The following is a 23788-nucleotide window of genomic DNA, read 5'->3' on the forward strand; positions in this document are numbered from 1 at the left end:
GTAAGAAAACCCGGAGTTGATATGCGCCTATTTCGTTTGATCCCCCTTTATATGGCCCTTGCGCTAGGTGCAAATGCCGCTTTGGCAACCGATGCCGCGACACTGGGCCCCTTACGGGAAGGCAGTCTGAAGCGCCTTATCCTGCATGAAGAACCCAAACCGGCAAAAGTGATCGAGTTTCAGCTGGAAGATGACGGGGGTGTCGGCACGCTGGCCGATTATGAGGGCAAGTATGTTCTGCTGAACTTCTGGGCCACCTGGTGCGCCCCCTGCCGCAAAGAAATGCCTCAGATCGCCGAGTTGCAGGACGAGTTCGGGGGGGACAAGTTTCAGGTTCTGACCCTTGCCACAGGCCGCAACTCACCAGCAGGGATCAAGAAGTTCTTCGAAGAAAATGGCATATCCAACCTGCCGCGTCACCAGGACCTCAGCTCGGCTGCCGCGCGCGAATTCGGTATCATCGCATTGCCCATCACGGTCATTCTGAATCCCGAAGGTCAGGAAATCGCGCGGTTGATCGGCGACGCCGAATGGAATTCGGACAGCGCGAAGGCGATCGTGTCGACGCTTGTTGGCGCAGAAAGCTGAGGAAATAGCCTTATAGTCAGCGAGTTCAGTGAATCGCGATATCCTTCGGGCATTCAACCCGGAGGATATTTTTATGAAATCAATTGAAGGAATTGCCGCGATGGCGGGTGATTTCTGGATAGCCGCTGATGCTGCTACCGCCAAAGATGTACGCAAGAAGGGAAAGGGAGATCCAGTAACCTACGCGATCTCCGACTAGTATTCCTGCTTCTCGAATGGCTGCGATCAGAGCCTTGATTTTGCAACACAGCTGACGTCACGCCACCTTTGACAGTTTCCATCCTCCTTTGCACTCTGCGCTCAGGAGGATGGAATGCCGCTGGAAATTCTATTGGTGTTGGTCGTTGGAGGCATAGCCGGGATTACGGTATTGTTGCATCTGACAGGCAAGTCGCGGTTGCACGTGCTGACGCCAGACACGGCGCCACGCCAGTGGCTGCGGCATTTCCCTGAAGACACGGTGATCGACGTGACAATCGCCCATGACGGTCACGCGGCGCTGGTAAGAACCCAGAACGGGGCTGGGTTGATCTGGTCCTTCGGCGCCGACACAGTAGCGCGGCATCTCCAGGACTTCGACTGGTTTGAGACCGCCAATGGCATCGAAGTTCGGTTTCACGACTTCAGCACCCCACGCGCGACTCTTCACCTTGACCAGACCGAACGCCAGCACTGGCAACACTTGATGAGGCCCGCATGACAGACCAGGTAAGCTTTCCCGATGCGGTGCAATGGGCCGTCCCGTTTTTCATCGCTGCTATTCTGGCAGAATTCCTGTGGATCGCAGTCAAAGGCAAAGGCGGGCGGTATGAAACGCGCGATGCTGTAACCTCGCTGATCATGGGGGCCGGGAACATCGCGTCGGGCTTTTTGCTGGGCTTTATTGCCTATGCGTTTTTCATGTGGCTGTGGCAGATCACTCCTTTGGACCTGGGCACGTCAATTCCCATTATCATTCTGTGCTTTGTCCTGGATGATCTTCGCTATTACTGGGTACACCGTTTTGGGCATCGCATTCGCTGGGTCTGGGCCAGCCATGTCAACCACCACAGTTCACAGCACTACAATCTGACCACAGCTCTGCGGCAGACTTGGACCTATACCTTTACGTTCATGATGGTCGTTCGCGCGCCGCTGATCCTGCTGGGTTTCCATCCGGCCATGGTTCTGTTCGTCGGTGGATTGAACCTGATCTATCAGTTCTGGATTCACACCGAGGCCATCGGCAAGATGCCCCGATGGTTCGAAGCGGTCATGAATACCCCCAGCCATCATCGCGCGCATCACGGCCGGAACGCACGGTATCTGGATTGCAATTACGCCGGAGTTTTCATCATCTGGGACAAGATGTTCGGGACATTTGTGCCTGAACAGGAAAACGATCGGGTCGATTACGGGCTGGTTCACAATATCGGCACCTTCAACCCTTTGCGCGTTGCGTTTCACGAATGGGTCGGCATCTGGCACGACGCCACGCAGCCCGGCCTGACACTACGGCAACGTCTGGCCTATTGTTTCGCGCCTCCGGGGTACAGCCACGACGGCAGCCGCGACAACTCGGAACAGATAAAAGCTAAGCACCTGGCTCGCCACCCCGAGGACCGGGGAACGCCCGGATTTGAGCAGGTCGACAAGATCCTGCCGAAAGGACAGGCGGAACAGGCCTGACACAGCTGTCAGGCCCCACTACGACTTGAACTCCAGCCTTTGCACGCCATATCGGTCATTGAATGTGGCGCATAGTTGAGCGAGGGGCGGCATGAAACGTTTGGCAACCATTTCGACCTTCGTCGGGTTATTTGGCCTGTTGCTGGCCATGCTTGCCGCGCTCGGCAGCTTTGTTGGCACGCTGATCGCACTGGGTTTTGTCCTGATGATTCTGGGTGCGACAGGAGCCCTTCTTGGAGCCGCGGTATCACTGGCCCGTGCCGGACATTCCGCGCGCTGAAACCGCATTAAGCAACTTCTTCTGACGCTTTAACCGCAGATTCATCTGTTTGCCCCGAAACTGTGTCAAAACACCTGTTTCGGACACAAGAGAATCTGCGCCTATGGGAAACAAAAAGCTCGCCAATCTTCCCGAAGGGTTGGACACCCCTTTGAATGCAGCAGTGTCAACACGGGATCGTTCGGTGGTTCAGATGGCAACCGATGCTGTGAAGCACAAGCAATGTCGGTTGGCCTTTCAGCCAGTTGTTCAGGCGCACCCGCCGCATGGCATCGCGTTTTATGAAGGGTTCATTCGCGTGATGGATGAAACAGGGCGTGTTATACCCGCCCGCGAATTCATGCCGCAGGTTGAAAACACCCCGATCGGACGTGATCTCGACTGCGTCGCGTTGGAACTTGGTCTGCGCACGTTGGTGAAGAACCCCCAGATCCGCCTGTCGATCAACATGTCCGCCCGCTCGATCGGTTATTCCAACTGGTCCAGTATACTGGACCGGTTTCTGAAACGGGACCCGCAGCTGGGCGAACGGCTGATCCTAGAAATCTCCGAAAGCTCTTCCATGCAGGTGCCTGAATTGGTGGTCGACTTCATGGACCGCCTTCAGGATCGCGGCATCGCGTTTGCGCTGGACGACTTTGGTGCCAGCAACTTCAGTTTCCGCCACTTTCGCGAGTTTCTGTTCGACGCCGCCAAGATCGATGGTCAGTTTATCAGGGGCATCAGCAACAGCCCCGACAACCAGGCTTTGGTGCGGGCCCTGATTGCCGTAGCGCGTGAGTTTGAAATTCTGGTCACTGCCGAATCGGTCGAAACTCAGAAGGATGCGGCATTTTTGCTTGAAAGTGGCGTGGATTGCATGCAGGGCTTTTTGTTTGGCGCGCCCAGTGTTTCGCCCCCGTGGAAACAGGAAAAAATTTCAAAAACAGCAAGTTGACCCGTGGGTGATCGACATTTTTCCGCCATTTCCCAAGCTGAGACAAGCTGCCCGTTGCTGCAAGTGCAGCATTACGCTATTGCAGAAGTACTTGAGCGGGGGATAACGGGGCGCTCTTGTTTCGAGAGGGAAACTCTCGGCCTGCGCCGTCAGACATTCCGCCAGACAATGACGGTAAAGGACTGATCATATGACCAACGTAGTAATCGCATCCGCCGCACGAACAGGTGTCGGCAGCTTTAGTGGTTCGTTTGCGAACACCCCCGCACATGATCTGGGCGCGGCCGTCCTGGAAGCAGTTGTTGAGCGCGCCGGGATTGAAAAAGGCGAAGTCAGCGAAACCATCTTGGGTCAGGTGCTGACTGCGGCTCAGGGCCAGAACCCGGCTCGGCAGGCGCATATCAACGCCGGTTTGCCGCAGGAAAGTGCCGCCTGGGGAATCAACCAGGTTTGCGGCTCGGGCCTGCGTGCGGTCGCATTGGGCGCTCAGCACATCCAACTCGGCGATGCCGACATCGTCGCCGCTGGTGGCCAAGAGAACATGACCCTGTCGCCCCACGCAGCTGCCCTGCGCGCCGGTCACAAGATGGGTGATATGAAATATATCGACACCATGATCCGCGATGGTCTGTGGGATGCCTTCAACGGCTATCACATGGGCCAAACGGCGGAAAATGTTGCCGAAAAATGGCAGATCAGCCGCGACATGCAGGATGAATTCGCTGTCGCCTCGCAGAACAAGGCTGAGGCGGCGCAAAAAGCTGGCAAGTTTGTCGACGAAATCGTGCCCTTCACCATCAAGACCCGCAAGGGTGACATCGTGATGGACAAGGACGAATACATCCGCCACGGCGCTACAATGGAAGCCATGGCAAAGCTGCGCCCCGCCTTCACCAAGGACGGATCGGTCACAGCTGCAAACGCTTCGGGCCTGAACGACGGCGCGGCCGCAACCCTGCTGATGTCAGCTCAAAACGCAGAGAAGCGCGGAATCGAACCTTTGGCGCGCATCGCGTCCTACGCAACTGCCGGGCTGGACCCGTCGATCATGGGCGTTGGCCCGATCTACGCTTCGCGCAAGGCATTGGAAAAGGCGGGTTGGTCCGTCGACGATCTGGACCTTGTTGAAGCCAACGAAGCCTTTGCCGCGCAGGCCTGCGCAGTGAACAAAGATATGGGCTGGGATCCGTCGATTGTGAACGTGAACGGCGGCGCAATTGCCATCGGCCACCCAATCGGCGCATCAGGTTGCCGCGTTCTGAACACGCTGCTGTTCGAAATGAAGCGCCGCGACGCAAAGAAAGGTCTGGCCACCTTGTGCATCGGCGGCGGCATGGGTGTCGCCCTGTGTGTGGAGCGCGACTAAGTGCGCCAATAACCAAATAGAAAAGGGCGTCCATGGGACGCCCTTTTTTGTTACACTGGGGCCGTACCCCTTAGATGCGACGATATTGCCATCCGAAATAAACACCTTAACGACGAAACAATATTGCGCACAAACATCTCTCAAAGTAACAGCATTACCAAGGCGACTAAAATTGGAGGAGTCCTAAATGGCACGTACAGCACTCGTTACCGGCGGTTCCCGCGGCATTGGCGCAGCAATTTCCAAGGCGCTCAAAGCCGAAGGATACAACGTTGCGGCCACCTATGCAGGGAATGACGAAGCCGCCGCGAAATTCACCGAAGAAACCGGCATCAAGACCTACAAGTGGAACGTCGCCGATTATGACGAATCCAAAGCGGGCATCGAAAAGGTCGAGGCCGAGGTTGGCCCCATCGACATCGTTGTCGCCAACGCAGGCATCACCCGTGATGCACCTTTCCACAAAATGACACCCGATCAGTGGAAAGACGTGATCGACACCAACCTGACCGGCGTGTTCAACACTGTGCACCCTGTCTGGCCCGGCATGCGCGAGCGCAAATTTGGCCGTGTCATCGTCATCAGCTCGATCAACGGCCAGAAAGGTCAGTTCGCTCAGGTGAACTATGCTGCGACCAAGGCGGGCGATCTGGGCATCGTGAAATCTCTGGCGCAGGAAGGCGCGCGGGCAGGCATCACGGCCAACGCGATCTGCCCCGGTTATATTGCAACCGAGATGGTGATGGCGGTGCCCGAAAAGGTACGCGAATCGATTATTGGCCAGATCCCCGCCGGTCGTCTGGGCGAGCCCGAAGAGATTGCACGCTGTGTGACCTTCCTGGCCTCGGACGAATCTCAGTTCATCAACGGCTCGACCATCTCGGCCAATGGTGCCCAGTTCTTCGTCTGATCTGCAATCAGAATTGTGAAAACGGGCCGGTCCATCAGGGCCGGCCCATCCTTATCCCGTAAGATCGCGCGCGCTGCGATCAGCGGGAACCCAATACCCAATTCCACAACTGCCGGACCACCTTGCCACGCTCTTCATGCGCGCGCAGGATCGCCACTTGGGCGGCGGGATTTATTGTCATCTCGATCATGGCAGCCGCCTTTCAATTCAGTTTTGCTTGACCTGATGTGAATATGAAGGTCACCTAGGATCATGACAAACGAAGTTTCCTGAACCTTCAGTTAAGAATTTCTTGACCATGAGTGATTATCTGCCCCCACTTACCGCGCTTCGGGCTTTTGATGCCGCGGCCCGGCACATGTCGTTCGCGAAAGCGGCGGAAGAGCTGCACGTGACGCCAGCGGCCCTGTCCTTTCAGATCAAATCGCTTGAGGAGCATCTGGGTCGCCCTCTGTTCCGCCGTCTGAACCGTGCTGTGGAACTGACTGATGCGGGCCGCGCCCTGGCCCCCGGCGCGGCAGAGGGCTTTGCCACATTGCAAAGCGCGTGGCGTGCTGTACGCAGGCAGGAGGATGACACCGGATTGACCGTCACCGCAGGTCCGGCACTGACTGCAAAGTGGCTCGCACCTCGCCTTTACGATTTCGCCCGTGCACATCCGGAAATCGACCTGAAATTCTCGGCCACATTGCGCAACATGGATCTGGAGCGAGATGATGTGGATGTTGCCATCCGGTTTGGCAATTCCGCCGATGAGGGGCTGTATTCCGTACCTGTAAGAAAAGAGTGGCTGACCCCGGTCATGACCCCGGAGCTAGCGGAGCAATTCACCACGCCAGACAGCCTGCGCGACGCACCGTTGATCCACGACGATTCGATCAATTTTCTGACCCCGCCCTGCGACTGGCCTGCCTGGTTCCGCGCTGTGGGTATCGATTTTATCCCCACTCATGGGGCGCATTTTTCCAACGCAGATCACGCGATTGACGCCGCTGTCGCCGGCGTTGGTGTCGCCCTTGGACGGCGCGCCATGATCCTCAAGGACTTGACCGAGGGTCGGCTGGTTGCCCCCTTCAAGGTCGCGCTGGAAACGCTGGGCCGGTTCCGGTTCCTGTGCCTTCCGGGGGCCGAAAAACGTCCTCAGATCTCAGCATTTCGGGATTGGTTCCTGACCGAGATTGAAAAGACCGCGCATATTTCGGATGAATTCGACATTATTCCGATCGAAGAGGTTTCCGGATCATGACCAAAACGCGCGCAACAGCCATCGGCTTTGGGGCCGTACTATTATGGGCTTTGCTGGCGCTTTTGACCGTCGGCTCTGCACCCACACCGCCATTGCTGTTGAACACGATCTGCTTTTCGATTGGTGGGGCACTTGGGTTGATTTGGACAGCCGCAACCGGTGGGTTTAGCGGGTTGAAACAGGTCCCCTGGACGACCTACCTGTTCGGTTCATTGGGTCTGTTCGGGTATCACGCATTGTATTTTTCAGCCCTGCGTATGGCCCCCGCGGCCGAGGCCGGGTTGATTGCCTATCTCTGGCCCCTTCTTATCGTTCTGTTTTCCGGCCTGCTGCCGGGCGAGCAGCTTCGCACTGGTCACTTGATCGGGGCATGCCTTGGCTTTGTTGGGGCTGCTTTGATCATCACCGGAGGCGGGAGCGCCGGTTTTCAGGCACAACACCTGCCGGGATATGCATTGGCCCTGCTTTGCGCCCTGACATGGTCAGGCTATTCGGTTTTGTCGCGCAAATTGGGGGGTACACCGACCAGTTCGGTTGCGGTCTTTTGTCTGATGGCTGCGATGGCTTCGGGTCTGCTGCATCTGGCCATAGAAGACACCGTGCTGCCCGACACGACACTGGGGTGGTTATCGGTATTGGCACTTGGCCTCGGGCCCGTTGGACTGGCCTTTTATGTATGGGATATCGGGGTAAAGCAGGGTGATATTCAAATGCTCGGGACCTCATCTTATGCGGCCCCGCTTTTGTCGACACTTGCTTTGGTGATGGCCGGGATCGCTGCCCCATCCTGGGGGCTGGCGATCGCGGCCTTTCTGATTACCGGCGGGGCCTTGATCGCGGCCCGTTCCAGTTTGAAATCTTAAGCAGACAGTCGCTCGATCTCTTCCTTCAGCTTGAGCTTCTGTTTCTTCAGCTGGGCTATGTGGAGATCATCGATGCCTGGCGAGCGTTGGGCTTGTTCTACTTCTAGACCGAGAGATTCGTGCTTTTTCTTCAGTTCTGTCAGATGTGCGCTCACGCTCATTGCGATCCTCCTTTTATACGTGTCTGAATGTCACGTAAGAAGTTGATCACATCGTTTCCACCCTGTCACGCTGCAGACGCACAGAATCTGAAACAAATCCGACAAAATCGGCTGGACATTGCCGGTCGTCGTCAAAACCCGGGCAGGGCAGCGGCCTTCCGGAGCACGGCCGAAACTGCATCCGTATAGCTTTCGCCGTCTTTTTCGTGACGTTCACCCGCGTGCACAATCAAAGGTGGGTGGAGGCGAAATGCCGCACGCCCTCCTTTGCGGGCGCGCAGAATGATCAGCTCAGCCTCTCGCCCTGTCCGTGGGCTTAGCGGCAACAACTCTACCGATCCCAGCAACCCCTGGCACGCTGCCAGCATGTCGGGCAGTCGATCGGCTTTCTGGATCATGTGCAGGTACCCTTTTGGCGCAAGGCGTTTGGCAGCCACTGCAATCCAGTCGGCCAACTGAGTGTCTTCGCTCAGGGCCACACTTCGTCCAGCATCCTTTGCAGGGCTATGCGCCCCCGCCCGATAATAGGGCGGATTCGCAATTACGTGATCGAACTGGCGCTGCCGAAACGCCTCAGGCAAAGCAGTCAGATCAGCTTGGACAACTTCCAGCTCTATCCGGTTGATTTCCGCATTTCTGCGGGCCAATTCCGCATAGGAAGGCTGTAGCTCGATACCTGTCAGGTGCAGACCGGGCACTCGGGAGGACAAGCAAAGAATGGCAGCCCCTGCGCCGCACCCCAGTTCCAACACGGACTGACCTGCGCTGGCCGGAACGGATGCGGCAAGCAATACCGGGTCGACCCCGGCACGATAACCCGACCGAGGTTGCAGCAATCGAACCCTGCCCCCCAAGAAATCATTGCAGCTGAGTTCACTATCGGAAAACCGGGTCATCGGCCCAGCGGAATTTCATTGTCGCGCATCACACGTTCAGCACGGGTCAGGTCTTCGGCGCGAACCATCAGTCGGCGGGGAAAGATTCCGATCCCACCTTCGAGGATGCTCATATTTACGTCCATCTGAAAGCAGTCTATATCCTCGCCTTCAAGGAGAGCGGATGCAAAGGCCAGGATCGTCGGATCGGTACTGCGCAATAGTTCTTTCATGGGGATGGATGTAAGGGCAAGGCGGGGCGGAAGTCGAGCCTTGTATCAGGAGAATGATGACCGTCGGCATGATCTCAAAACCGCATGAGCGCCTCGCTGATATATTGGCGGGTGAAATGGAGGCTGTGAACACGTTGATCCGCACCCGGATGGCGTCGGACCATGCCCCACGTATCCCCGAAGTGACCCAGCATCTGGTCGAGGCGGGCGGAAAGCGCCTGCGCCCGATGCTGACATTGGCAGCGGCGCGGCTGTTTGGCTATTCGGGCGAGCACCATGTACGCCTTGCTGCCACGGTCGAGTTCATCCATACCGCTACCCTTCTGCACGACGACGTTGTGGATGAGAGCGCGCAGCGGCGCGGACGCCCGACCGCAAATCTACTTTGGGACAATAAATCCAGTGTGCTGGTCGGTGATTACCTGTTTTCTCGCAGCTTCCAATTGATGGTCGAAACGGGTTCGCTGCGGGTTCTGGATATCTTGGCCAATGCCTCAGCAACCATCGCCGAGGGCGAGGTGCTGCAAATGACCGCAGCAACCGACCTGCAGACAGATGAAAGCGTTTACCTACAGGTCGTGCGCGGCAAGACAGCAGCTTTGTTTTCAGCTGCGACCGAGGTGGGCGGCGTGATCGCCGGTGCATCGGAAGAACAGATCAAGGCCCTGTTCGATTATGGTGACGCATTGGGGATCGCATTCCAGATAGCGGACGATCTGCTGGACTATCAGGGGGACAGCAAGACAACCGGCAAGAATGTGGGCGATGATTTCCGCGAACGAAAGCTGACCCTGCCTGTCATCAAGGCTGTTGCACAGGCCACGCCCGAAGAACGCGCATTCTGGGAGCGTACGATCGAAAAAGGCCGCCAACAGGACGGTGATCTGGATCATGCGCTGGGTTTGATGGACAAATACGCAACGCTGGAAAAAACCCGGCAGGACGCTTTGGGCTGGGCGAACAAGGCAAAGGCATCTTTGGATGTTCTGCCCGATCATGAAATTCGCAGCCTGCTGCGCGAACTGGCCGATTACGTGGTCTCGCGCCTTAGTTAAGCTGCGTCGCGCGGCACCACCAGTCAGGATGCGCCGCACCGATCTCATAGGCCGCGAGATGCGCGTCTTTCATTGTGGGATATAGGGCAAAACAGGTTGATCCTGACCCCGACATGCGCGTCACAAGGGCACGACTGGTCATGTTCAACTCGTCCAGAACCTGCTCGATCTCACGTGCAACGCCCATGGCAGGTACCTGCAAGTCATTGCGTTGATCACGCAACCACAGGGCACAGGCTTCAGCGTCTTCAAAATCAGGGACCAGCTCAGGCATCGGCGGATTGTCTCGCGACGCCAGCGCGTTGAAAACGGCTCCTGTCGGCACCGGCACATTCGGGTTGACCAACAGGGCAGGTAGGTTCGGAAGGTTCACCGCCGCCAAACGATCGCCAATGCCTTGCATTCTGATCGCCCGGTTTTCGAGACAAACGGGCACATCTGCCCCCAGTGACAACGGCAGGTCAGGCGGGATGTCACGGCCCAGACCGCCCAGCATATTCAGCGTGGCGGCTGCATCCGATGACCCACCCCCTATACCTGCCCCGTGGGGCAGAGACTTGATCAGGTCGATATGCCCGGTCCAGCCGGCGCCTTCGGCCGCTTTCCAGGCCAGATTACGGCTGTCCGTGGGCACGCCTTCAGCAAACTCCCCACTCACGTCCATAGTCAGCTCAGGGCCGGGTGTGAATGTCAACTGATCGCCGAGATCAGCAAAAACCACTAACGAATCCAACAGGTGATAACCGTCCTTACGACGTCCGGTCACATGCAGGGTCAGGTTGATCTTGGCGGGCGCAAACGCCTTAATTTCCATTTGCGACTTTCAAAGGTTCCGCACCTTCTTCGGCCAGAACGGCACTTAGTCCGACCTCGATCTTGCGTCGAATGCGATCTGGGTCAGCCTCGCCATCCGTGTCTTCGGGGTCAACAAAGGACAGCGCCCGCTTCCATTGGAACTCGGCCTCGCGCGCACGTCCAACAGCCCAATAGACATCCCCCAGATGATCATTGACGACCGGATCAACAGGCATCAACTCAACCGCGCGCTCCATATGCTCGACCGCTTCTTCGTAACGACCCAGACGGAACAGAACCCAACCCAGACTATCCACGATGTAGCCGCTATCCGGGCGGGCTTCGACCGCGCGTTGGATCATGTCCAGCGCTTCATCCAGCTTTTCTTTCCGTTCTACCAAAGAATAGCCCAAGTAGTTCAGCACCTGCGGCTGATCCGGATTCAACTCCAGCGCCCGGCGGAAATCGGATTCAGCCTGATCCCACTGCTTCAGCCGCTCGTGGCTTATGCCGCGCGCGTAGTGCAGGAACCAATTCCCACCTGCCTGACTGTCCGTCAAAGCAATCGCAGTGTCGTAAGAGGCAACCGCAGCCGCATAGTTTTCCTGACGACGCTGAAGATCTGCCAGAGAAACATGCACGCTAGGCAAATCAGGGTTTTGCAGCGCCAGGTTTTGCAGAACTTCAATGGCCGCATCGGTTTTTCCGGATTTATCCAGGATTTCGGCCCGTCCAAGTTCTGCGGCATGGTGGTCATTGCTGCCTGCCGGGACCATACGATAGGCCGCAACAGCCAGATCATACTGTTGCAGCTTGTCCAGCAATTCCGCGCTCAGCAGAATGGCGTCCACGTGGTCAGGGCGCAGAAAGCTCGCCAGTCGCGCGTAAAGCAGGACGTAGTCTGCCGAAGCCTCGCTGTTCAATGCGGCACCAACGGTAAAGAATATTTCCGCCATGCCATCCAGCGCAGAGCCCGCATGGGTGAACGGAAGCGTCTCGCCCGCGGTCAATTGGCCGGTATAGGCTTCAATGGTCGGATCGCTACCGGAAACAAACACATCGTCCAGAAACTGTATGGCGTCTTCGTTGCGATCCAGCTGTGACAGCACCTCTGTACGGGCCAGCGCGGCCCGACGCGAGAACCGCGCAACCGCGCCGTTATTATCCGCAAATATCACCTCGGCACCTTCGAAATCGCCGATAGAGGCCAATGCCATGGCTTTGTGATACAGCGCAAATTCCCTGAGGCCTTCCTGCGTGGCCACGGCATCGAACTGCTCCATGGCCTTTGTCATTTCACCTTGCCCCAGATGGGCCCATGCGATCATCAGCCCATCAACCAAAGGACCGATCCCCTGCGTTTCAGGGTCACGCGCCAGAAGTTCGTCAAACTTGCCGTCAGCAATCAAATTGGCCGAAATCGCCATGCGCGCGGCCTGACTGGGAAGGTTGGCTTCCTCGATCTGCTTTGCAACGGGCAAAGCACGGGCAATTTCCCCCAGCGCAAGGCGGGCGACAACAACGCTTTCCAAGAGCAGCGCGTTTTCCGGATCAAACCTGAGAGCCTGGGCGTAGTATCTTTCCGCCGCAGAATAGTCGCTTTCGTAGATCGCCTGACGCCCGGCCAGATATGAACCGGCACCCGAATCCGAATAGGCCGGAACTGCGACCGACGACATGAGCAGCACGGACAATGCCGCGCGACGAACCAGGGAAACCACCGAAATCCTGCCTTACTATCGTTGACTGACGGTTAAGCTAGGGCTTCGGTCGGCAAGAGGCAATGGCAGAGCCTTCACGACCCTGCCATTGCCGGTTTTTTGCTTACATGTTCGGATAGTTTGGTCCGTCGCCCCCCTGCGGCGTGGTCCAGGTGATATTCTGGCTTGGATCCTTGATGTCACAGGTTTTGCAGTGAACGCAGTTCTGGAAGTTGATGACGAATCGCGGACCGTTGTCATCCTCGACCATTTCGTACACACCTGCCGGGCAATAGCGCTGCGCCGGTTCGTCGAACTTGGGCAGGTTGACCTTGACCGGGATATCCGGGTCCGTCAGGCGCAGGTGGCAGGGCTGGCTTTCCTCGTGATTGGTTGCCGCAAAGGACACGTTGGTCAGACGGTCAAAGGACAGCGTGCCATCGGGCTTGGGATAATTGATCGGCTTGTGCTTGCTGGCTTCCTCGGTCGACTGTGCATCGTTCTTGCCATGTCCCAGCGTACCAAAGAGCGAAAAGCCCAATGTGTTGGTCCACATGTCCAGACCACCCAGCACCAGCGAAGGGATCATGCCCCACTTGGACCACATCGGCTTGACGTTGCGCACCTTCTTCAGGTCCTTGCCAATTGCGCCATTGCGGACATCGGCCTCGTAAGCGGTCAGCTCATCGCCTGAACGGTCAGCCTTGATCGCGTCATAAGCAGCCTCAGCCGCGGCCTTACCAGACAGCATCGCATTGTGGTTGCCCTTGATGCGCGGCACGTTGACCATGCCCGCGGAACAGCCCAGCAGCGCCACGCCCGGCGCCACCAGCTTGGGCATCGATTGAAGGCCGCCTTCGGTGATCGCACGGGCACCGTAAGCCACGCGCTTGCCGCCTTTCAGCAGCTCGGCCACCATCGGGTGATGCTTGAAGCGCTGGAAATCCATGTAGGGGTACAGGTGCGGGTTTTTGTAGTTCAGGTGAACCACAAAGCCGACATAGACCTGATTGTTTTCAAGATGATAGATGAACGACCCGCCGCCTGCGTTGCCGCCCAGAGGCCAGCCCATTGTGTGCGTGACCGTACCTTCCTTGTGCTTTGCCGGATCGATCTCCCAGATCTCTTTCATGCCGACGCCGTATTTCTGCGGCTCTTTGCCGGCAGACAAGTCGTATTTGGCGATGACTTCCTTGGACAGTGAGCCGCGCACACCTTCCGACAGGAAGACGTATTTGCCGTGCAATTCCATACCCGGCTCGGTGTTGGGGCCATAAGAGCCGTCCGCTTCCAGACCAAAGACACCGGCCACTACGCCTTTGACTTCACCGTTATCGCCGTAAACCAGTTCGGAACAGGCCATGCCGGGGAAGATTTCCACGCCCAGTTCCTCGGCCTGCTCGGCCATCCAGCGGCAAACATTGCCCATCGAAACGATGTAGTTGCCATGGTTGTTCATCAGCGGCGGCATCGGGAAGTTGGGAATGCGGATCTTGCCTGCCTCGCCCAGCATGTAGAAATTGTCTTCATGCACCGGCACGTTCAGCGGAGCACCCTTAGCCTTCCAATCCGGGATCAAAGCATCCAGTCCGCAGGGATCAAGAACTGCGCCAGACAGGATATGCGCACCTACTTCTGAGCCCTTTTCCAGAACGACGACGTTCAGGTCCGCATCCAGCTGTTTCAGTCGAATGGCCGCCGACAGGCCCGCAGGACCTGCGCCTACGATCACCACGTCATATTCCATTGCTTCGCGTTCAATCTCGGCCATCGCGGGCTCCCTAGCTTACTTTCCGAATTGGCGCTGTCACTGCAGGATCTGCGCAATTTTGTTTCACGGCTGATTACATGGTCAGAAAGACTTTGGTCAATCGAAACACGGCGTAACAAGGGCGCTATTCGACACATCAGTCCTCTGGTGCATCACCCATCAGGTATCTGGGACCGCTACCATGGGATTTTGCCCTGTCATCGGGGTTATAAAGCTTGCATTTCGGCAAGCTGAGGCACCCGCATCCGATGCAGCCGTCCAGATTGTCGCGCAATCGCATCAGGGTATCGATTCGCTGGTCCAGATGAGTGCGCAACCGCACGCTTATGGCTTTCCAATCCTGTGGTGTCGGTGTTCGCTTTCCCGGCAAGCCCGACAAGACCTCGCGGATTTCAGGTAAGGTCAGGCCGAACTGCTGCGCGATCATGACAAAGCTCAGCCGCCGGATATCTGCCCGCTGGTAACGTCGCTGCCCACCCGCATTGCGCCAGGGCGCAATCAAACCCTGTGCTTCGTAATACCGTATCGCTGAAACGGCCAACCCCGTACGTCGGGCCAATGCCCCGATTGCCAACCCTTCTGAAACAGCCATGTCACCCTCGAAGAAATACCTTGACCTATAGTTAGGTTTAGAAATTACGGTGAGTCGAAACAAGCCAAAAAGGAGATCCCATGATGGCAACGCTTGAGCATACCAATTTCACTGTCAGCGACCCACAGGCCTCGGCCGCCTGGATGCAGCAGGTCTTTGGCTGGAAAACACGGTGGGAAGGACCCGCAATATCAGGCGGATATACAGTGCATGTCGGATCGGCCCACACCTATCTTGCGCTTTACAAACCCGATGCGCCGAAACCATTGGTCGAAAGCAGCTACGATATCGTCGGCGGGCTGAATCATGTTGGTGTTCTGGTCGAAGATATCGATGCAACCGAGGCCAAGGTGCGCAAGGCCGGGTTCGAACCCCATAATCATGCCGATTACGAACCGGGGCGTCGGTTCTATTTCAGGGATGACAACGGCATCGAGTTTGAAGTGGTTCAATATGATTGAGATGCTGTGGCTCTGCACGCCTTCAAAGCGATGGTGCAAGGGTGGGCAACCGGACCATCGCCATAGGCCACACCCGAAACAATCCCGCCGGCGCAATGTTGCAAATTGATCGCTGCACCTGCTGACACCCCTTGCAATTCACGTGGTATTTGGGTCAGGTAATCGTCAACCTAGGACTCGCCCCGACGCTTCTGTGCGGCGGGGCGAGTCAGTTTATGCGTGGACGTAGAGAGTATGGAAAAGATCCCGATGACGCCTGCGGGCAATGCCGCACTCGCAGCTGAGCTGAAGAACCTCAAATCCGTCGAACGCCCTGCGATCATCGAAGCCATCGCATCGGCGCGAGAACTTGGCGACCTGAAAGAAAACGCCGAATATCATTCAGCCCGCGAAAAGCAGGGGTTTATCGAAGGTCGCATCAAGGAACTGGAAGGTATCCTGTCACTGGCGGATGTAATTGACCCTGCAAAACTGTCTGGCGCGATCAAGTTTGGCGCAAAGGTTACATTGGTTGACGAGGATACCGACGAAGAAAAGACGTGGCAGATCGTCGGTGAATATGAAGCCAATATCGAAGCTGGCCTTTTGAATATCAAATCCCCCATCGCCCGCGCCCTGATCGGCAAGGACGAAGGTGACAGTGTCGAGGTGCGCACCCCTGGCGGCGTGCGCTCTTATGAAATTCTGAGTATCAAGTACGCCTGACCGGAGCGCATGTAATGTCGGGGCCCAAACCTGACCCGGAAACTGAAAGACCGACTTCGCTGGGCATCTATGACCGCCCAAAGGCGCCGTCTGTCACCGAGATTGAGATTGCCGCACTGGTGCTCAGCCTGATTTGGCTGGTGGTGTCGGTTGTTTTTCTGGTGTTGCCGGGTAAGGCGCAGAGCGGTGGTTTTGTTGTCACCTTTCTGGCCGTTTTCATGCCTGTGGCGATGATCTGGGTCGCGGCCACTGCCATGCGTGCCAGCCGCGTGATGCGCGAGGAAAGCGCGCGGCTGCAAACTGCGATTGATGCGATCCGTCAGGCTTATGTGGCGCAGCAGCAGCGCGCATCCAGCACCTACGAACCTGCGGTAGCAAAGAAACTGGATGAGATCGCAGCCGCGACGCGGAAAACCGAAAGCGCTCTGGCAACATTTTCGACCAAGCGCACAACGCCCCCTTATGCCCCTGCAAAACCACTCGTTGCAGGTGCTCAAACCTCGCTTGAACTGGGCACATCTGCGGAAGAAATTGCGCCACCGCTGAGCACCGATATCTTTATCCGCGCCTTGAACTTCCCGGAAACTCAGAATGACACCGAAGGGTTTAATGCCCTGCGCGTGGCGCTGAAAGACCGCAAGACGGCGCAGATCGTACAAGCCTCGCAGGATGTTCTTACACTGCTCAGCCAGGAAGGCATCTATATGGACGACCTGCGCCCTGACATGGCCCGGCCCGAAATCTGGCGTCAGTTCGCGCAGGGCGCGAGGGGTCGCGCCGTTGCCGCGCTTGGGGGTGTACGCGACAGGTCCTCGCTGGCGCTGACAGCTGCGCGGATGAAACAGGATCCCATTTTCCGCGACGCCGCCCACCATTTTCTTCGCCGCTTCGACAAGATGATGGCCGAGTTCGAGCCCACCGCAAGCGATGCAGAACTGAGCGCGTTGGGTGAGACCCGCACCGCGCGGGCGTTCATGTTGCTGGGGCGCGTAGCCGGGACGTTTGATTAATCAGGCAAAACGACCCAAGACATCTTGGTCGCGCTGCTGAAACCAAACAAGTAACTTAAAGGCCCGGTTTTTTCTTCACCCACAGGCCGAAATCCTTCGCGCTTGTATAAAGCGCGGGCGCGGGGATTTGTGTCGATAACGTCAAGCTGAACCACTGACATGTTTTGTTTCCGCGCTTCACACTTAACGGCATCCAGCAAGGCAGTACCAACCCCTTTGCCACGCGAGCCCGCGGCCACAAATATGCCATCCATCTGAAACACGCCGGGTTTCAATTCGCGCTCCAAAATGCTGAGGATGAGGGCGCGCCAAATGGCCCCAAGCCAGCCATAGACCTTTGCAAGGTCTGACATTCCGCCTCCGGCCAATGCACCATCGCGTGTCTTGAAACCTGCAAGCCCCAAAATCCGGTCTTCCTTGTCCCGTGCAACAAGCGCGAAATCCGGGTTCAACGAAGTTTCGAAGAAAGCCAGCCCCTTTTCATCCGGACCCATGACTTTGTTCAGTTTCGCCGAAAATGCCTGCCAGAACAGGGTCGCCACCAGTGGGCGTTCCGCATCAGAAAAACCGCGTGAGACCGTGATTTTCACAACCCAAAACTGCCATACGGGATAAACCGAACCATATCCCCGGGTTGGATATGCCGGGCACCATCTTCTATTTCGACCAGCCCTTCGGCCCAGCTGAGCCCGCTGATCCGGCCTGATCCTTCTGACTTGAAGACTACAACCCGGCCTTCCCGTATGCGCGCGCGCAGGTATTCGCGGCGGCCCGGTTTCTTGCGCTTTTCAAAGGCAGCGGGCACTTCGAACCCTTGCGGCTTGATCCAGCCTTCGCCAGACATCAGGCCCAGCGCCGGTCGCGCAAAGATCAAGGTGCAGACCAAGGCGGCAACGGGATTGCCGGGCAGTCCAAAGACCGGAGTTCCGGACCACAACCCCAAAGCCAGAGGGCGACCGGGTTTCAAGGCGATCCGCCAATGTTGCATCGCCCCCGCCTGGCGCAGCAAGGCAGATACGTGGTCTTCGTCACCAGCAGATGCGCCACCACTCGTCAGTATCACATCTGCCTGTTCCGCAGCCTGGTCCAGCCGTTCCCGCAGGGCATCCCGATCATCTGACACACGCCCCATATCCACAGGTACAAACCCCAATCTCTCGACCAGAGACAGAAGCATCGGGCGGTTGGCGTCGAATATCTGACCCGGTCCGGCGCACTCTCCGGCGTCGACCAGTTCATCACCGGTCGATACCACGGCGACACGCAGCGGTTTGCGCACCTTCACCTCGGCAATGCCCAAAGCGGTGAGCAGCGCAAGATCAGCCGGTGTCAATCGGCGCCCTGTAGGCAGGGCCAGATCGCCCGCGGCCACATCCTCGCCCACTTGCCTGGTATTCGCCCCCTGTTTCAGCGGACCATGGAATGCGATATGCCCGTCTTTTACTGTGACATCCTCTTCCAGAATAACCGTATCCACTCCATCAGGCAGCGCGGCACCCGTCAGAACGCGCACTGCCTGACCCTCGGGAACATCACCGTCGAACGGGATACCGGCTGCTGCACGCCCATCGACCAGCGGCAGGACCTGTGGCCCATCTGAAACCGGACCAGCGAACCCGAACCCATCCACGGCTGTATTCGGCTGCGGCGGGTTGGAACGTTGGGCTATCACATCCTCTGCCAGAATGCGCCCACTCGCCTTGTTCAGCGCGACCACCTCGACCGAGGTAATCGGATGCAACCTGTCGCGCAAACAGGCCAAGGCGTCATCAACCGGCGTCCACTCCACACCCGCTGGCAGTGCAAAACAATCGTTGCGCAACGGTGGCGGGGCTATGTTCGGCTTGTTCTGTGTAACACCCAATATCCAGCCTTCCTCTGCCGCTGAAACATCTAATTGCGCTTTCAACTCCTGCTCTGTCAAACGCGACAGAGTCAAGGCGACCTGTTCGACCTGCCAAGCATCCTTGATCCGCCCGTCCGGTGGCGCACCCAAGGTGAGCGACGGCCAGATTTCCACAAAGGCGATAGGTCTATCCAACGACTCGAACGGCCAGACCGCGACTTGCCCGGCAAAGCGATTGCGGAGCCTGCTCAGAACTGGAAGCCCCATCATCACCTGCCCACCGACCGCGCCTGCACCCGCCATCTGCCAGCAGGTGAAACTGCCTTTTGCCAAGGCTTCAACCGCACGACGGTCGGAAAACGGATTGGAATAGCCCGTCTTGGTTCGCGGCAAACCATCAATGTCACGCCCGAGGCCATTCATCCAAAATGGGCCTCTTCCTCCGAATTGTCGATTGATCCGGCCTGCCAAGTCGAAACGATTGTTCGTTTTCGGACCGTCCTCGACATGTTGTTCGAACCAGTCCCACAAGGTCAAGGAGTCATCCGTTCCGGTGATCGCGCGGGCAAAGCCCTTCGGGTATCCAAAAGGGAAATCGAACCCCAGAAACAGGCGGCGACCTGCCTTCAGTTCGGTGCGGATCAGGGCATCCAGCCACGCCTCGGCAAGCGCCCGGTTGCGCAGGTATTCGGGTTCCTGTGCCTGCCCTTCACGCACAATACAGACCCAGATCGCGTCTTTGCGCGGTGTTGGCCCGGTGTCATTTCCACCAGACCAGTCCACCATGGCAAAGGTCTGGAACGGGGTCACAAACCGACCTCATCCAATATGAAGTCCGCGATCCTGACTGTGTCGTTCAGGTCGAAAACCGGGCGATCCAGTTCCAGCGCCGTGTCGCTGGCAACGGCACGAATAGTTTCGTTTTCAATCGCAATCAGAGGATTTCCCGTCTCGGCGCGAAACGCCTCGATCTTTGGGTGGCCTTCCCGCTTGAAGCCTTCAACCAGCACCAGATCAACCGGTGAAAGCCGCGCCAGCAGTTCGCCCAATGGCGGCTCGGGTGCGCCGCGCAGCTCCTGCATCAAGGCGACGCGCTGCCCCGACGCAAGCAACACCTCGCTGGCGCCAGCAACGCGGTGACGATGGCTGTCCGTGCCCGGCTGATCCACATCGACGCCGTGATGCGCGTGCTTGACGGTTGAGACGGCAAAGCCCCGCCCCGTGATCTCGGCCACCAGCCGTTCCATCAGCCCTGTTTTGCCTGCGTTTTTCCAGCCAGTGACGCCGTAGACTCTCATACCTGCTCCAACAATGTCCGGGCGCGGTCCAAATCGTCAGGCGTATTGACGTTGAAGAACGGATCAAACGGGTCAGCCTGGAACAAAGCCTCGCGCCCGTCGTGTTTATCAGTCCACAGCACGACCTTGCGCAACCCGTCCGTCAGAGCCGCCCGCAGATCATCGCGCAACGCCACAGGCCAGAGCCCAAAGGTCGGGTGCCGGTTGACCCGCCTGCCCCCACCGGATTTCAGCGCCTCGTCGCCCGTTCGCGGAGTAGTGGCCAAGACCAGAGGATGCACCTGCCCCGCTGCCGCCTCTTGCAGGCGCGCCACCAGATCACGCGGGAAGAACGGTGTATCTGCGGCAGCCGTTACGATGCTGTCGGCCCCCTGGTCTGCCGCCCAATCGAGCCCCGCCAGAACACCGGCCAAAGGGCCAGCGAAGCCTTCGATCGAGTCAGGCAGAACGGGTAGCGTCAGATCGCTGAAACGCTCGGGGTCGCCATTTGCGTTCAGGGCCAAACCATCGACTTGCGGAGACAGCCGGTCAACGACATGGGACAGCAAGCTCTGCCCACCAATCTGCAATAGACCTTTGTCACCGCCGCCCATCCGGGTGGCCTGCCCGCCTGCGAGGATGACGCCGAGGGGTTTCCTGTTTTCATCACTCATTGGCTACTCTTCCGCCGGTGTTTCCTGTCTTCGGCCACAACCGTCGACGGGTCCACATCACGAACCAACCGTTCCTCACCAGATAGACAAACAAAGCGCTGTCCTCGCATCCGACCGATCAGCGTAAGGCCTACCTCACGCGCGATCTCAACACCCCAGGCGGTGAAGCCGGAACGGGACGCCAATACGGGAATGCCCATCATCGCCGTTTTGATCACCATCTCGGATGTCAGGCGACCGGTGGTATAAAGGATCTTGTCCTCTGCCGTCGCACCCTCGGACAGCATCCAGCCTGCGATCTTGTCGACAGCGTTATGGCGACCCACGTCTTCCATATAAACCAGCGGGCGGTTTTCGCGGCACAGTACAGTCCCATGAATTGCCCCGGCCTCAAGATAAAGCGACGGGGTGCGGTTGATCTTGGCCGCCAGTTCGTAAAGCCACGAGGTCCGTACCTGCACTTGTGGCAGCTGAACGCCGTCAAGGCCCTCCATCATGTCCCCGAACACCGTTCCCACAGCGCAGCCACTGGTGCGTGTCTTTTTCTTCAGCTTGTCTTCGTACGAAGTCGCGCGTGCGGTGCGGACAACAACGGTTTCAAGATCATCATCGTAATCGACACGGGTAATCTCATCATCAGCCAGCAACATGCCCTGATTTCGCAGAAAACCCAGCGCCAGGTATTCGGGATAGTCGCCAATGGTCATCGCCGTCACAATTTCCTGCGCGTTGAGGAAGATCGTCAGTGGGCGCTCTTCGACCACTGAAATCTGGCTGACCTCGCCATTCTGATCCACACCCTCGACCGCACGGGTCAGGCGGGCCGCGCCCGGATCAGGCGCGATTACATAGTCTGACACGTCGGTTTCGGTGACCAATTGCAACCCCTCCACAAGACCGATACTGCTGCTGGCGTCACCATAGGATTTAGCCATGGCCTCTGCCACATCCAAGTCATACTTCTGGAAAGGTTTTCGCGACGGCACGCCGTTTGTCTTCGTGGCTGTGCCTTTTGGTCTGTTGTTCGGTGTCTTCTCGACAGAAGCAGGGTTGAATATCGTGCAGACCATTGCCTTTTCCATCACTGTTTTTGCAGGCGCGGCGCAGTTCACAGCTCTGCAACTTCTGCAGGATGAAACACCGACGATCATCGTTTTGATCTCGGCCCTGGCAGTGAACCTGCGGGTCGCGATGTATTCCGCGTCGCTGACGCCGTATCTGGGTGCCGCGCCCTTGTGGCAGAGAGCATGTGCGGCTTACCTGATCGTGGATCAGTCTTACGCCTGTTCAATCGCGCAGTTCGAAAAAGAGCCTGATCTGACGATCACCCAGCGAATGGCCTATTTCCTGGGTTCGGTCACTCCGATCACACCGCTGTGGGTTTTGGGAACCTGTCTGGGTGCCGAGCTGGGCGCTCAAATACCGGAAAGCTGGGCGCTGGACTTTGCCCTGCCGATCACCTTTCTGGCGATGATCGGGCCAATGATGCGTACGCTGGCCCATGTCATCGCCGCCCTGGTCGCCATTGTCGTTGCCCTGCTGACCGTGAGTGTGCCGTTCAATCTGGGCCTGCTGATCGCAGGCGCGGCAGGGATGATGGCCGGCGCGCAGGCAGAATTGATGCTAAAGCGGAACGCGCCATGAACCAGATCGACCAGACAACAATATGGATCATCATCGTGGGTCTTGCGGTGGGCAGCTATGCTTTGCGCTTTACCTTCATCGGTCTCGTCGGTGATCGCCCGATGCCGCCCTGGTTGTTACGTCACCTTCGATATACAGCCGTGGCCATCCTGCCCGCACTGATCGCGCCGCTGGTGGTTTGGCCTGCGGCCACCGAAGGACAACCGGATATACCCCGTATGTCGGCTGCAGCGGTTGCATTGTCTGTCGGCATTCTAACCAAGAACGTCCTGGCGGCCATTTTTACCGGGGCGGCAACACTTTACACATTGCTGTATCTAGTTGGATGAAGCCGCGTCCAGCTGGTTCAGGCGCGCATTGTTGAACGCCAGTCCCTTTTGCAGGTCCGCGTCGTCGTTTTCACGGTATTCCGCCGTTTGAACGCCTTGCAACGCTCCAAACTGATCGGACAGTTTGACCGGATAGAATGTGGTCGTGATCTGTTCGAACCCCGGAACCTGCTGCAACAGCTGCGAGGTAGAGTTCGCACAGAATGCACCAGCCACTGGGCCCATCTGCTTGGCCAGTTGCAATGCAATTTCGGCCTGTTGCGGAGTGACCTCGATCGTCTGGATGCGCGCATAATGTGTTTCGCGGGCGTGGCTGCTGCGATACGCACGTTCGACATTCGGGGTAATACCGTACAGCACATCGTTCCTGATCGGTACAACATCCGCCCGGAACGATCCTGCCGGGTCGAAAATAACCCGCTCACTGCCGCTGATCATCAACGACGTATGCGCACCCGAACCGGTTCGGGTGCTGATCATCGTGTACAAGGTCAGGGTCGATGGCCCCGGATCGCGATAGGAGCGGGACGTAATTTCAGTCTGATCCGCTTGCGGGCGCTGTGATGCAGCGCAACCAGCCAGCGTTGCGGCCACGAGGCACGCAGTCAATATCCTGAGCAAAGCCGCCCCCGAATTGCTTACGAGGCGAAAACTGCCAGGAACAGGCACAACAAGGCGATCGCGACCACACACCAAGTGGTGGCTTTGATGAAACCGTTGAAAGTTTTGGTTTGAACGTCGATGTTCATTTCGCCGTGCTTGTATTCAGCCATGAGTCTCAGAATCCCAATTCGCGTGTTTG

30 protein-coding genes are annotated in these 23788 nt (G+C 57.7%); 16 read left to right on the top strand and 14 right to left on the bottom strand.

Annotation, left to right across the window (positions count from 1 at the left end):
* The first annotated feature begins 21 nt into the window (after positions 1-21).
* From ACR0DS_RS08835 to yddG, 10 genes are all read left to right on the top strand, one after another.
* On the top strand, positions 22-588 hold the full coding sequence (locus tag ACR0DS_RS08835) for a TlpA disulfide reductase family protein (RefSeq protein ID WP_480558787.1): 567 nt from the start codon (positions 22-24) through the stop codon (positions 586-588).
* A gap of 73 nt (positions 589-661) precedes the next feature.
* The gene (locus tag ACR0DS_RS08840) at positions 662-787 is read left to right on the top strand and encodes a hypothetical protein (protein ID WP_480558785.1); all 126 of its coding nucleotides are present in this window, start codon (positions 662-664) and stop codon (positions 785-787) included.
* A gap of 114 nt (positions 788-901) precedes the next feature.
* The gene (locus ACR0DS_RS08845) at positions 902-1288 is read left to right on the top strand and encodes a hypothetical protein (protein ID WP_480558783.1); all 387 of its coding nucleotides are present in this window, start codon (positions 902-904) and stop codon (positions 1286-1288) included.
* On the top strand, positions 1285-2256 hold the full coding sequence (locus ACR0DS_RS08850) for a sterol desaturase family protein (RefSeq protein WP_480558781.1): 972 nt from the start codon (positions 1285-1287) through the stop codon (positions 2254-2256). The genes ACR0DS_RS08845 and ACR0DS_RS08850 overlap by 4 nt, the downstream gene beginning before the upstream one ends.
* Before the next feature lie 91 nt (positions 2257-2347).
* The gene (locus ACR0DS_RS08855; protein WP_480475045.1) at positions 2348-2536 is read left to right on the top strand and encodes a hypothetical protein; all 189 of its coding nucleotides are present in this window, start codon (positions 2348-2350) and stop codon (positions 2534-2536) included.
* A gap of 103 nt (positions 2537-2639) precedes the next feature.
* Entirely contained in the window at positions 2640-3473 is an 834-nt protein-coding gene (locus tag ACR0DS_RS08860; RefSeq protein WP_480558779.1) for an EAL domain-containing protein, read from the top strand.
* A 190-nt stretch (positions 3474-3663) separates the two neighbouring features.
* On the top strand, positions 3664-4839 hold the full coding sequence (locus ACR0DS_RS08865; protein ID WP_209598663.1) for an acetyl-CoA C-acetyltransferase: 1176 nt from the start codon (positions 3664-3666) through the stop codon (positions 4837-4839).
* A 187-nt stretch (positions 4840-5026) separates the two neighbouring features.
* The gene (gene phbB / locus ACR0DS_RS08870) at positions 5027-5749 is read left to right on the top strand and encodes an acetoacetyl-CoA reductase (protein WP_209506587.1); all 723 of its coding nucleotides are present in this window, start codon (positions 5027-5029) and stop codon (positions 5747-5749) included.
* Positions 5750-6047: 298 nt separating this feature from the next.
* A complete protein-coding gene (locus ACR0DS_RS08875; RefSeq protein ID WP_480558777.1) occupies positions 6048-6995 on the top strand; it encodes a transcriptional regulator GcvA in 948 nt (315 codons plus the stop codon).
* On the top strand, positions 6992-7858 hold the full coding sequence (yddG, locus tag ACR0DS_RS08880) for an aromatic amino acid exporter YddG (protein WP_480483101.1): 867 nt from the start codon (positions 6992-6994) through the stop codon (positions 7856-7858). The genes ACR0DS_RS08875 and yddG overlap by 4 nt, the downstream gene beginning before the upstream one ends.
* Here the strand turns inward: yddG and ACR0DS_RS08885 are convergent.
* The 3 genes from ACR0DS_RS08885 to ACR0DS_RS08895 form a co-directional block, all read right to left on the bottom strand.
* A complete protein-coding gene (locus tag ACR0DS_RS08885; protein WP_083445267.1) occupies positions 7855-8019 on the bottom strand; it encodes a YdcH family protein in 165 nt (54 codons plus the stop codon). The genes yddG and ACR0DS_RS08885 overlap by 4 nt on opposite strands.
* A gap of 131 nt (positions 8020-8150) precedes the next feature.
* Complete coding sequence (locus tag ACR0DS_RS08890; protein WP_480539005.1) at positions 8151-8915, bottom strand: tRNA1(Val) (adenine(37)-N6)-methyltransferase; 765 nt, start codon at positions 8913-8915, stop codon at positions 8151-8153.
* Positions 8912-9127: a putative signal transducing protein gene (locus ACR0DS_RS08895; protein ID WP_050604033.1), complete on the bottom strand. Its 216-nt coding sequence runs from the start codon at positions 9125-9127 to the stop codon at positions 8912-8914. Before ACR0DS_RS08895 ends, ACR0DS_RS08890 begins: the two co-directional genes overlap by 4 nt.
* 56 nt (positions 9128-9183) lie before the next feature.
* On the opposite strand from ACR0DS_RS08895, the gene ACR0DS_RS08900 reads away from it, so the two are divergent.
* On the top strand, positions 9184-10182 hold the full coding sequence (locus ACR0DS_RS08900; protein ID WP_480558948.1) for a polyprenyl synthetase family protein: 999 nt from the start codon (positions 9184-9186) through the stop codon (positions 10180-10182).
* Here the strand turns inward: ACR0DS_RS08900 and ACR0DS_RS08905 are convergent.
* The 4 genes from ACR0DS_RS08905 to soxR form a co-directional block, all read right to left on the bottom strand.
* Positions 10175-10996 (bottom strand): 4-(cytidine 5'-diphospho)-2-C-methyl-D-erythritol kinase, encoded by an 822-nt coding sequence (locus ACR0DS_RS08905; protein WP_480558775.1) that lies wholly within the window; start codon positions 10994-10996, stop codon positions 10175-10177. The two genes, ACR0DS_RS08900 and ACR0DS_RS08905, sit on opposite strands and share 8 nt — an antisense overlap.
* A complete protein-coding gene (locus ACR0DS_RS08910) occupies positions 10986-12656 on the bottom strand; it encodes a tetratricopeptide repeat protein (protein ID WP_480558947.1) in 1671 nt (556 codons plus the stop codon). Before ACR0DS_RS08910 ends, ACR0DS_RS08905 begins: the two co-directional genes overlap by 11 nt.
* A 145-nt stretch (positions 12657-12801) precedes the next feature.
* Positions 12802-14448 carry an electron transfer flavoprotein-ubiquinone oxidoreductase gene (locus tag ACR0DS_RS08915; protein WP_480558773.1) on the bottom strand — a complete coding sequence of 549 codons (1647 nt, stop codon included), beginning with the start codon at positions 14446-14448 and terminating at the stop codon, positions 12802-12804.
* A 136-nt stretch (positions 14449-14584) separates the two neighbouring features.
* Complete coding sequence (gene soxR / locus ACR0DS_RS08920; RefSeq protein WP_209598669.1) at positions 14585-15040, bottom strand: redox-sensitive transcriptional activator SoxR; 456 nt, start codon at positions 15038-15040, stop codon at positions 14585-14587.
* 80 nt (positions 15041-15120) lie between these two features.
* Between soxR and ACR0DS_RS08925 the strand changes: the two genes are divergently transcribed.
* The 3 genes from ACR0DS_RS08925 (at position 15121) to ACR0DS_RS08935 (ending at position 17216) form a co-directional block, all read left to right on the top strand.
* Positions 15121-15501 (top strand): VOC family protein, encoded by a 381-nt coding sequence (locus ACR0DS_RS08925; protein WP_209598670.1) that lies wholly within the window; start codon positions 15121-15123, stop codon positions 15499-15501.
* 234 nt (positions 15502-15735) lie between these two features.
* Positions 15736-16206 carry a transcription elongation factor GreA gene (gene greA, locus ACR0DS_RS08930; protein WP_209506599.1) on the top strand — a complete coding sequence of 157 codons (471 nt, stop codon included), beginning with the start codon at positions 15736-15738 and terminating at the stop codon, positions 16204-16206.
* Between the two features lie 14 nt (positions 16207-16220).
* Positions 16221-17216, top strand: coding sequence for a hypothetical protein (locus ACR0DS_RS08935; protein ID WP_480539011.1), 996 nt, complete (start codon positions 16221-16223; stop codon positions 17214-17216).
* Here the strand turns inward: ACR0DS_RS08935 and ACR0DS_RS08940 are convergent.
* Genes ACR0DS_RS08940 through ACR0DS_RS08960 form a run of 5 tightly spaced genes read right to left on the bottom strand, consistent with a single transcriptional unit; the run spans position 17213 to position 21948 of the window.
* Positions 17213-17806: a GNAT family N-acetyltransferase gene (locus tag ACR0DS_RS08940; protein ID WP_480539013.1), complete on the bottom strand. Its 594-nt coding sequence runs from the start codon at positions 17804-17806 to the stop codon at positions 17213-17215. The two genes, ACR0DS_RS08935 and ACR0DS_RS08940, sit on opposite strands and share 4 nt — an antisense overlap.
* Positions 17803-19872, bottom strand: a complete 2070-nt coding sequence (locus tag ACR0DS_RS08945) for a molybdenum cofactor synthesis domain-containing protein (protein ID WP_480558771.1) — start codon at positions 19870-19872, stop codon at positions 17803-17805. The genes ACR0DS_RS08940 and ACR0DS_RS08945 overlap by 4 nt, the downstream gene beginning before the upstream one ends.
* Positions 19869-20360, bottom strand: a complete 492-nt coding sequence (gene mobB / locus ACR0DS_RS08950; protein ID WP_480558769.1) for a molybdopterin-guanine dinucleotide biosynthesis protein B — start codon at positions 20358-20360, stop codon at positions 19869-19871. The genes ACR0DS_RS08945 and mobB overlap by 4 nt, the downstream gene beginning before the upstream one ends.
* The gene (mobA, locus tag ACR0DS_RS08955; protein ID WP_209506605.1) at positions 20357-21013 is read right to left on the bottom strand and encodes a molybdenum cofactor guanylyltransferase MobA; all 657 of its coding nucleotides are present in this window, start codon (positions 21011-21013) and stop codon (positions 20357-20359) included. Before mobA ends, mobB begins: the two co-directional genes overlap by 4 nt.
* On the bottom strand, positions 21010-21948 hold the full coding sequence (locus ACR0DS_RS08960) for a formate dehydrogenase accessory sulfurtransferase FdhD (protein WP_267364535.1): 939 nt from the start codon (positions 21946-21948) through the stop codon (positions 21010-21012). The genes mobA and ACR0DS_RS08960 overlap by 4 nt, the downstream gene beginning before the upstream one ends.
* Here ACR0DS_RS08960 and ACR0DS_RS08965 point away from each other — a divergent pair.
* On the top strand, positions 21947-22657 hold the full coding sequence (locus ACR0DS_RS08965) for an AzlC family ABC transporter permease (RefSeq protein ID WP_480558767.1): 711 nt from the start codon (positions 21947-21949) through the stop codon (positions 22655-22657). The genes ACR0DS_RS08960 and ACR0DS_RS08965 overlap by 2 nt on opposite strands.
* A complete protein-coding gene (locus tag ACR0DS_RS08970) occupies positions 22654-22986 on the top strand; it encodes an AzlD domain-containing protein (RefSeq protein WP_209506607.1) in 333 nt (110 codons plus the stop codon). The genes ACR0DS_RS08965 and ACR0DS_RS08970 overlap by 4 nt, the downstream gene beginning before the upstream one ends.
* Here the strand turns inward: ACR0DS_RS08970 and ACR0DS_RS08975 are convergent.
* Both ACR0DS_RS08975 and ACR0DS_RS08980 read right to left on the bottom strand, forming a co-directional pair.
* Complete coding sequence (locus tag ACR0DS_RS08975) at positions 22975-23607, bottom strand: hypothetical protein (RefSeq protein ID WP_480475007.1); 633 nt, start codon at positions 23605-23607, stop codon at positions 22975-22977. The two genes, ACR0DS_RS08970 and ACR0DS_RS08975, sit on opposite strands and share 12 nt — an antisense overlap.
* 17 nt (positions 23608-23624) lie before the next feature.
* Positions 23625-23759 carry an aa3-type cytochrome c oxidase subunit IV gene (locus tag ACR0DS_RS08980; RefSeq protein ID WP_267364539.1) on the bottom strand — a complete coding sequence of 45 codons (135 nt, stop codon included), beginning with the start codon at positions 23757-23759 and terminating at the stop codon, positions 23625-23627.
* Positions 23760-23788: the final 29 nt, after the last annotated feature.

Source organism: Ruegeria sp. AF5 (genome assembly GCF_056541905.1).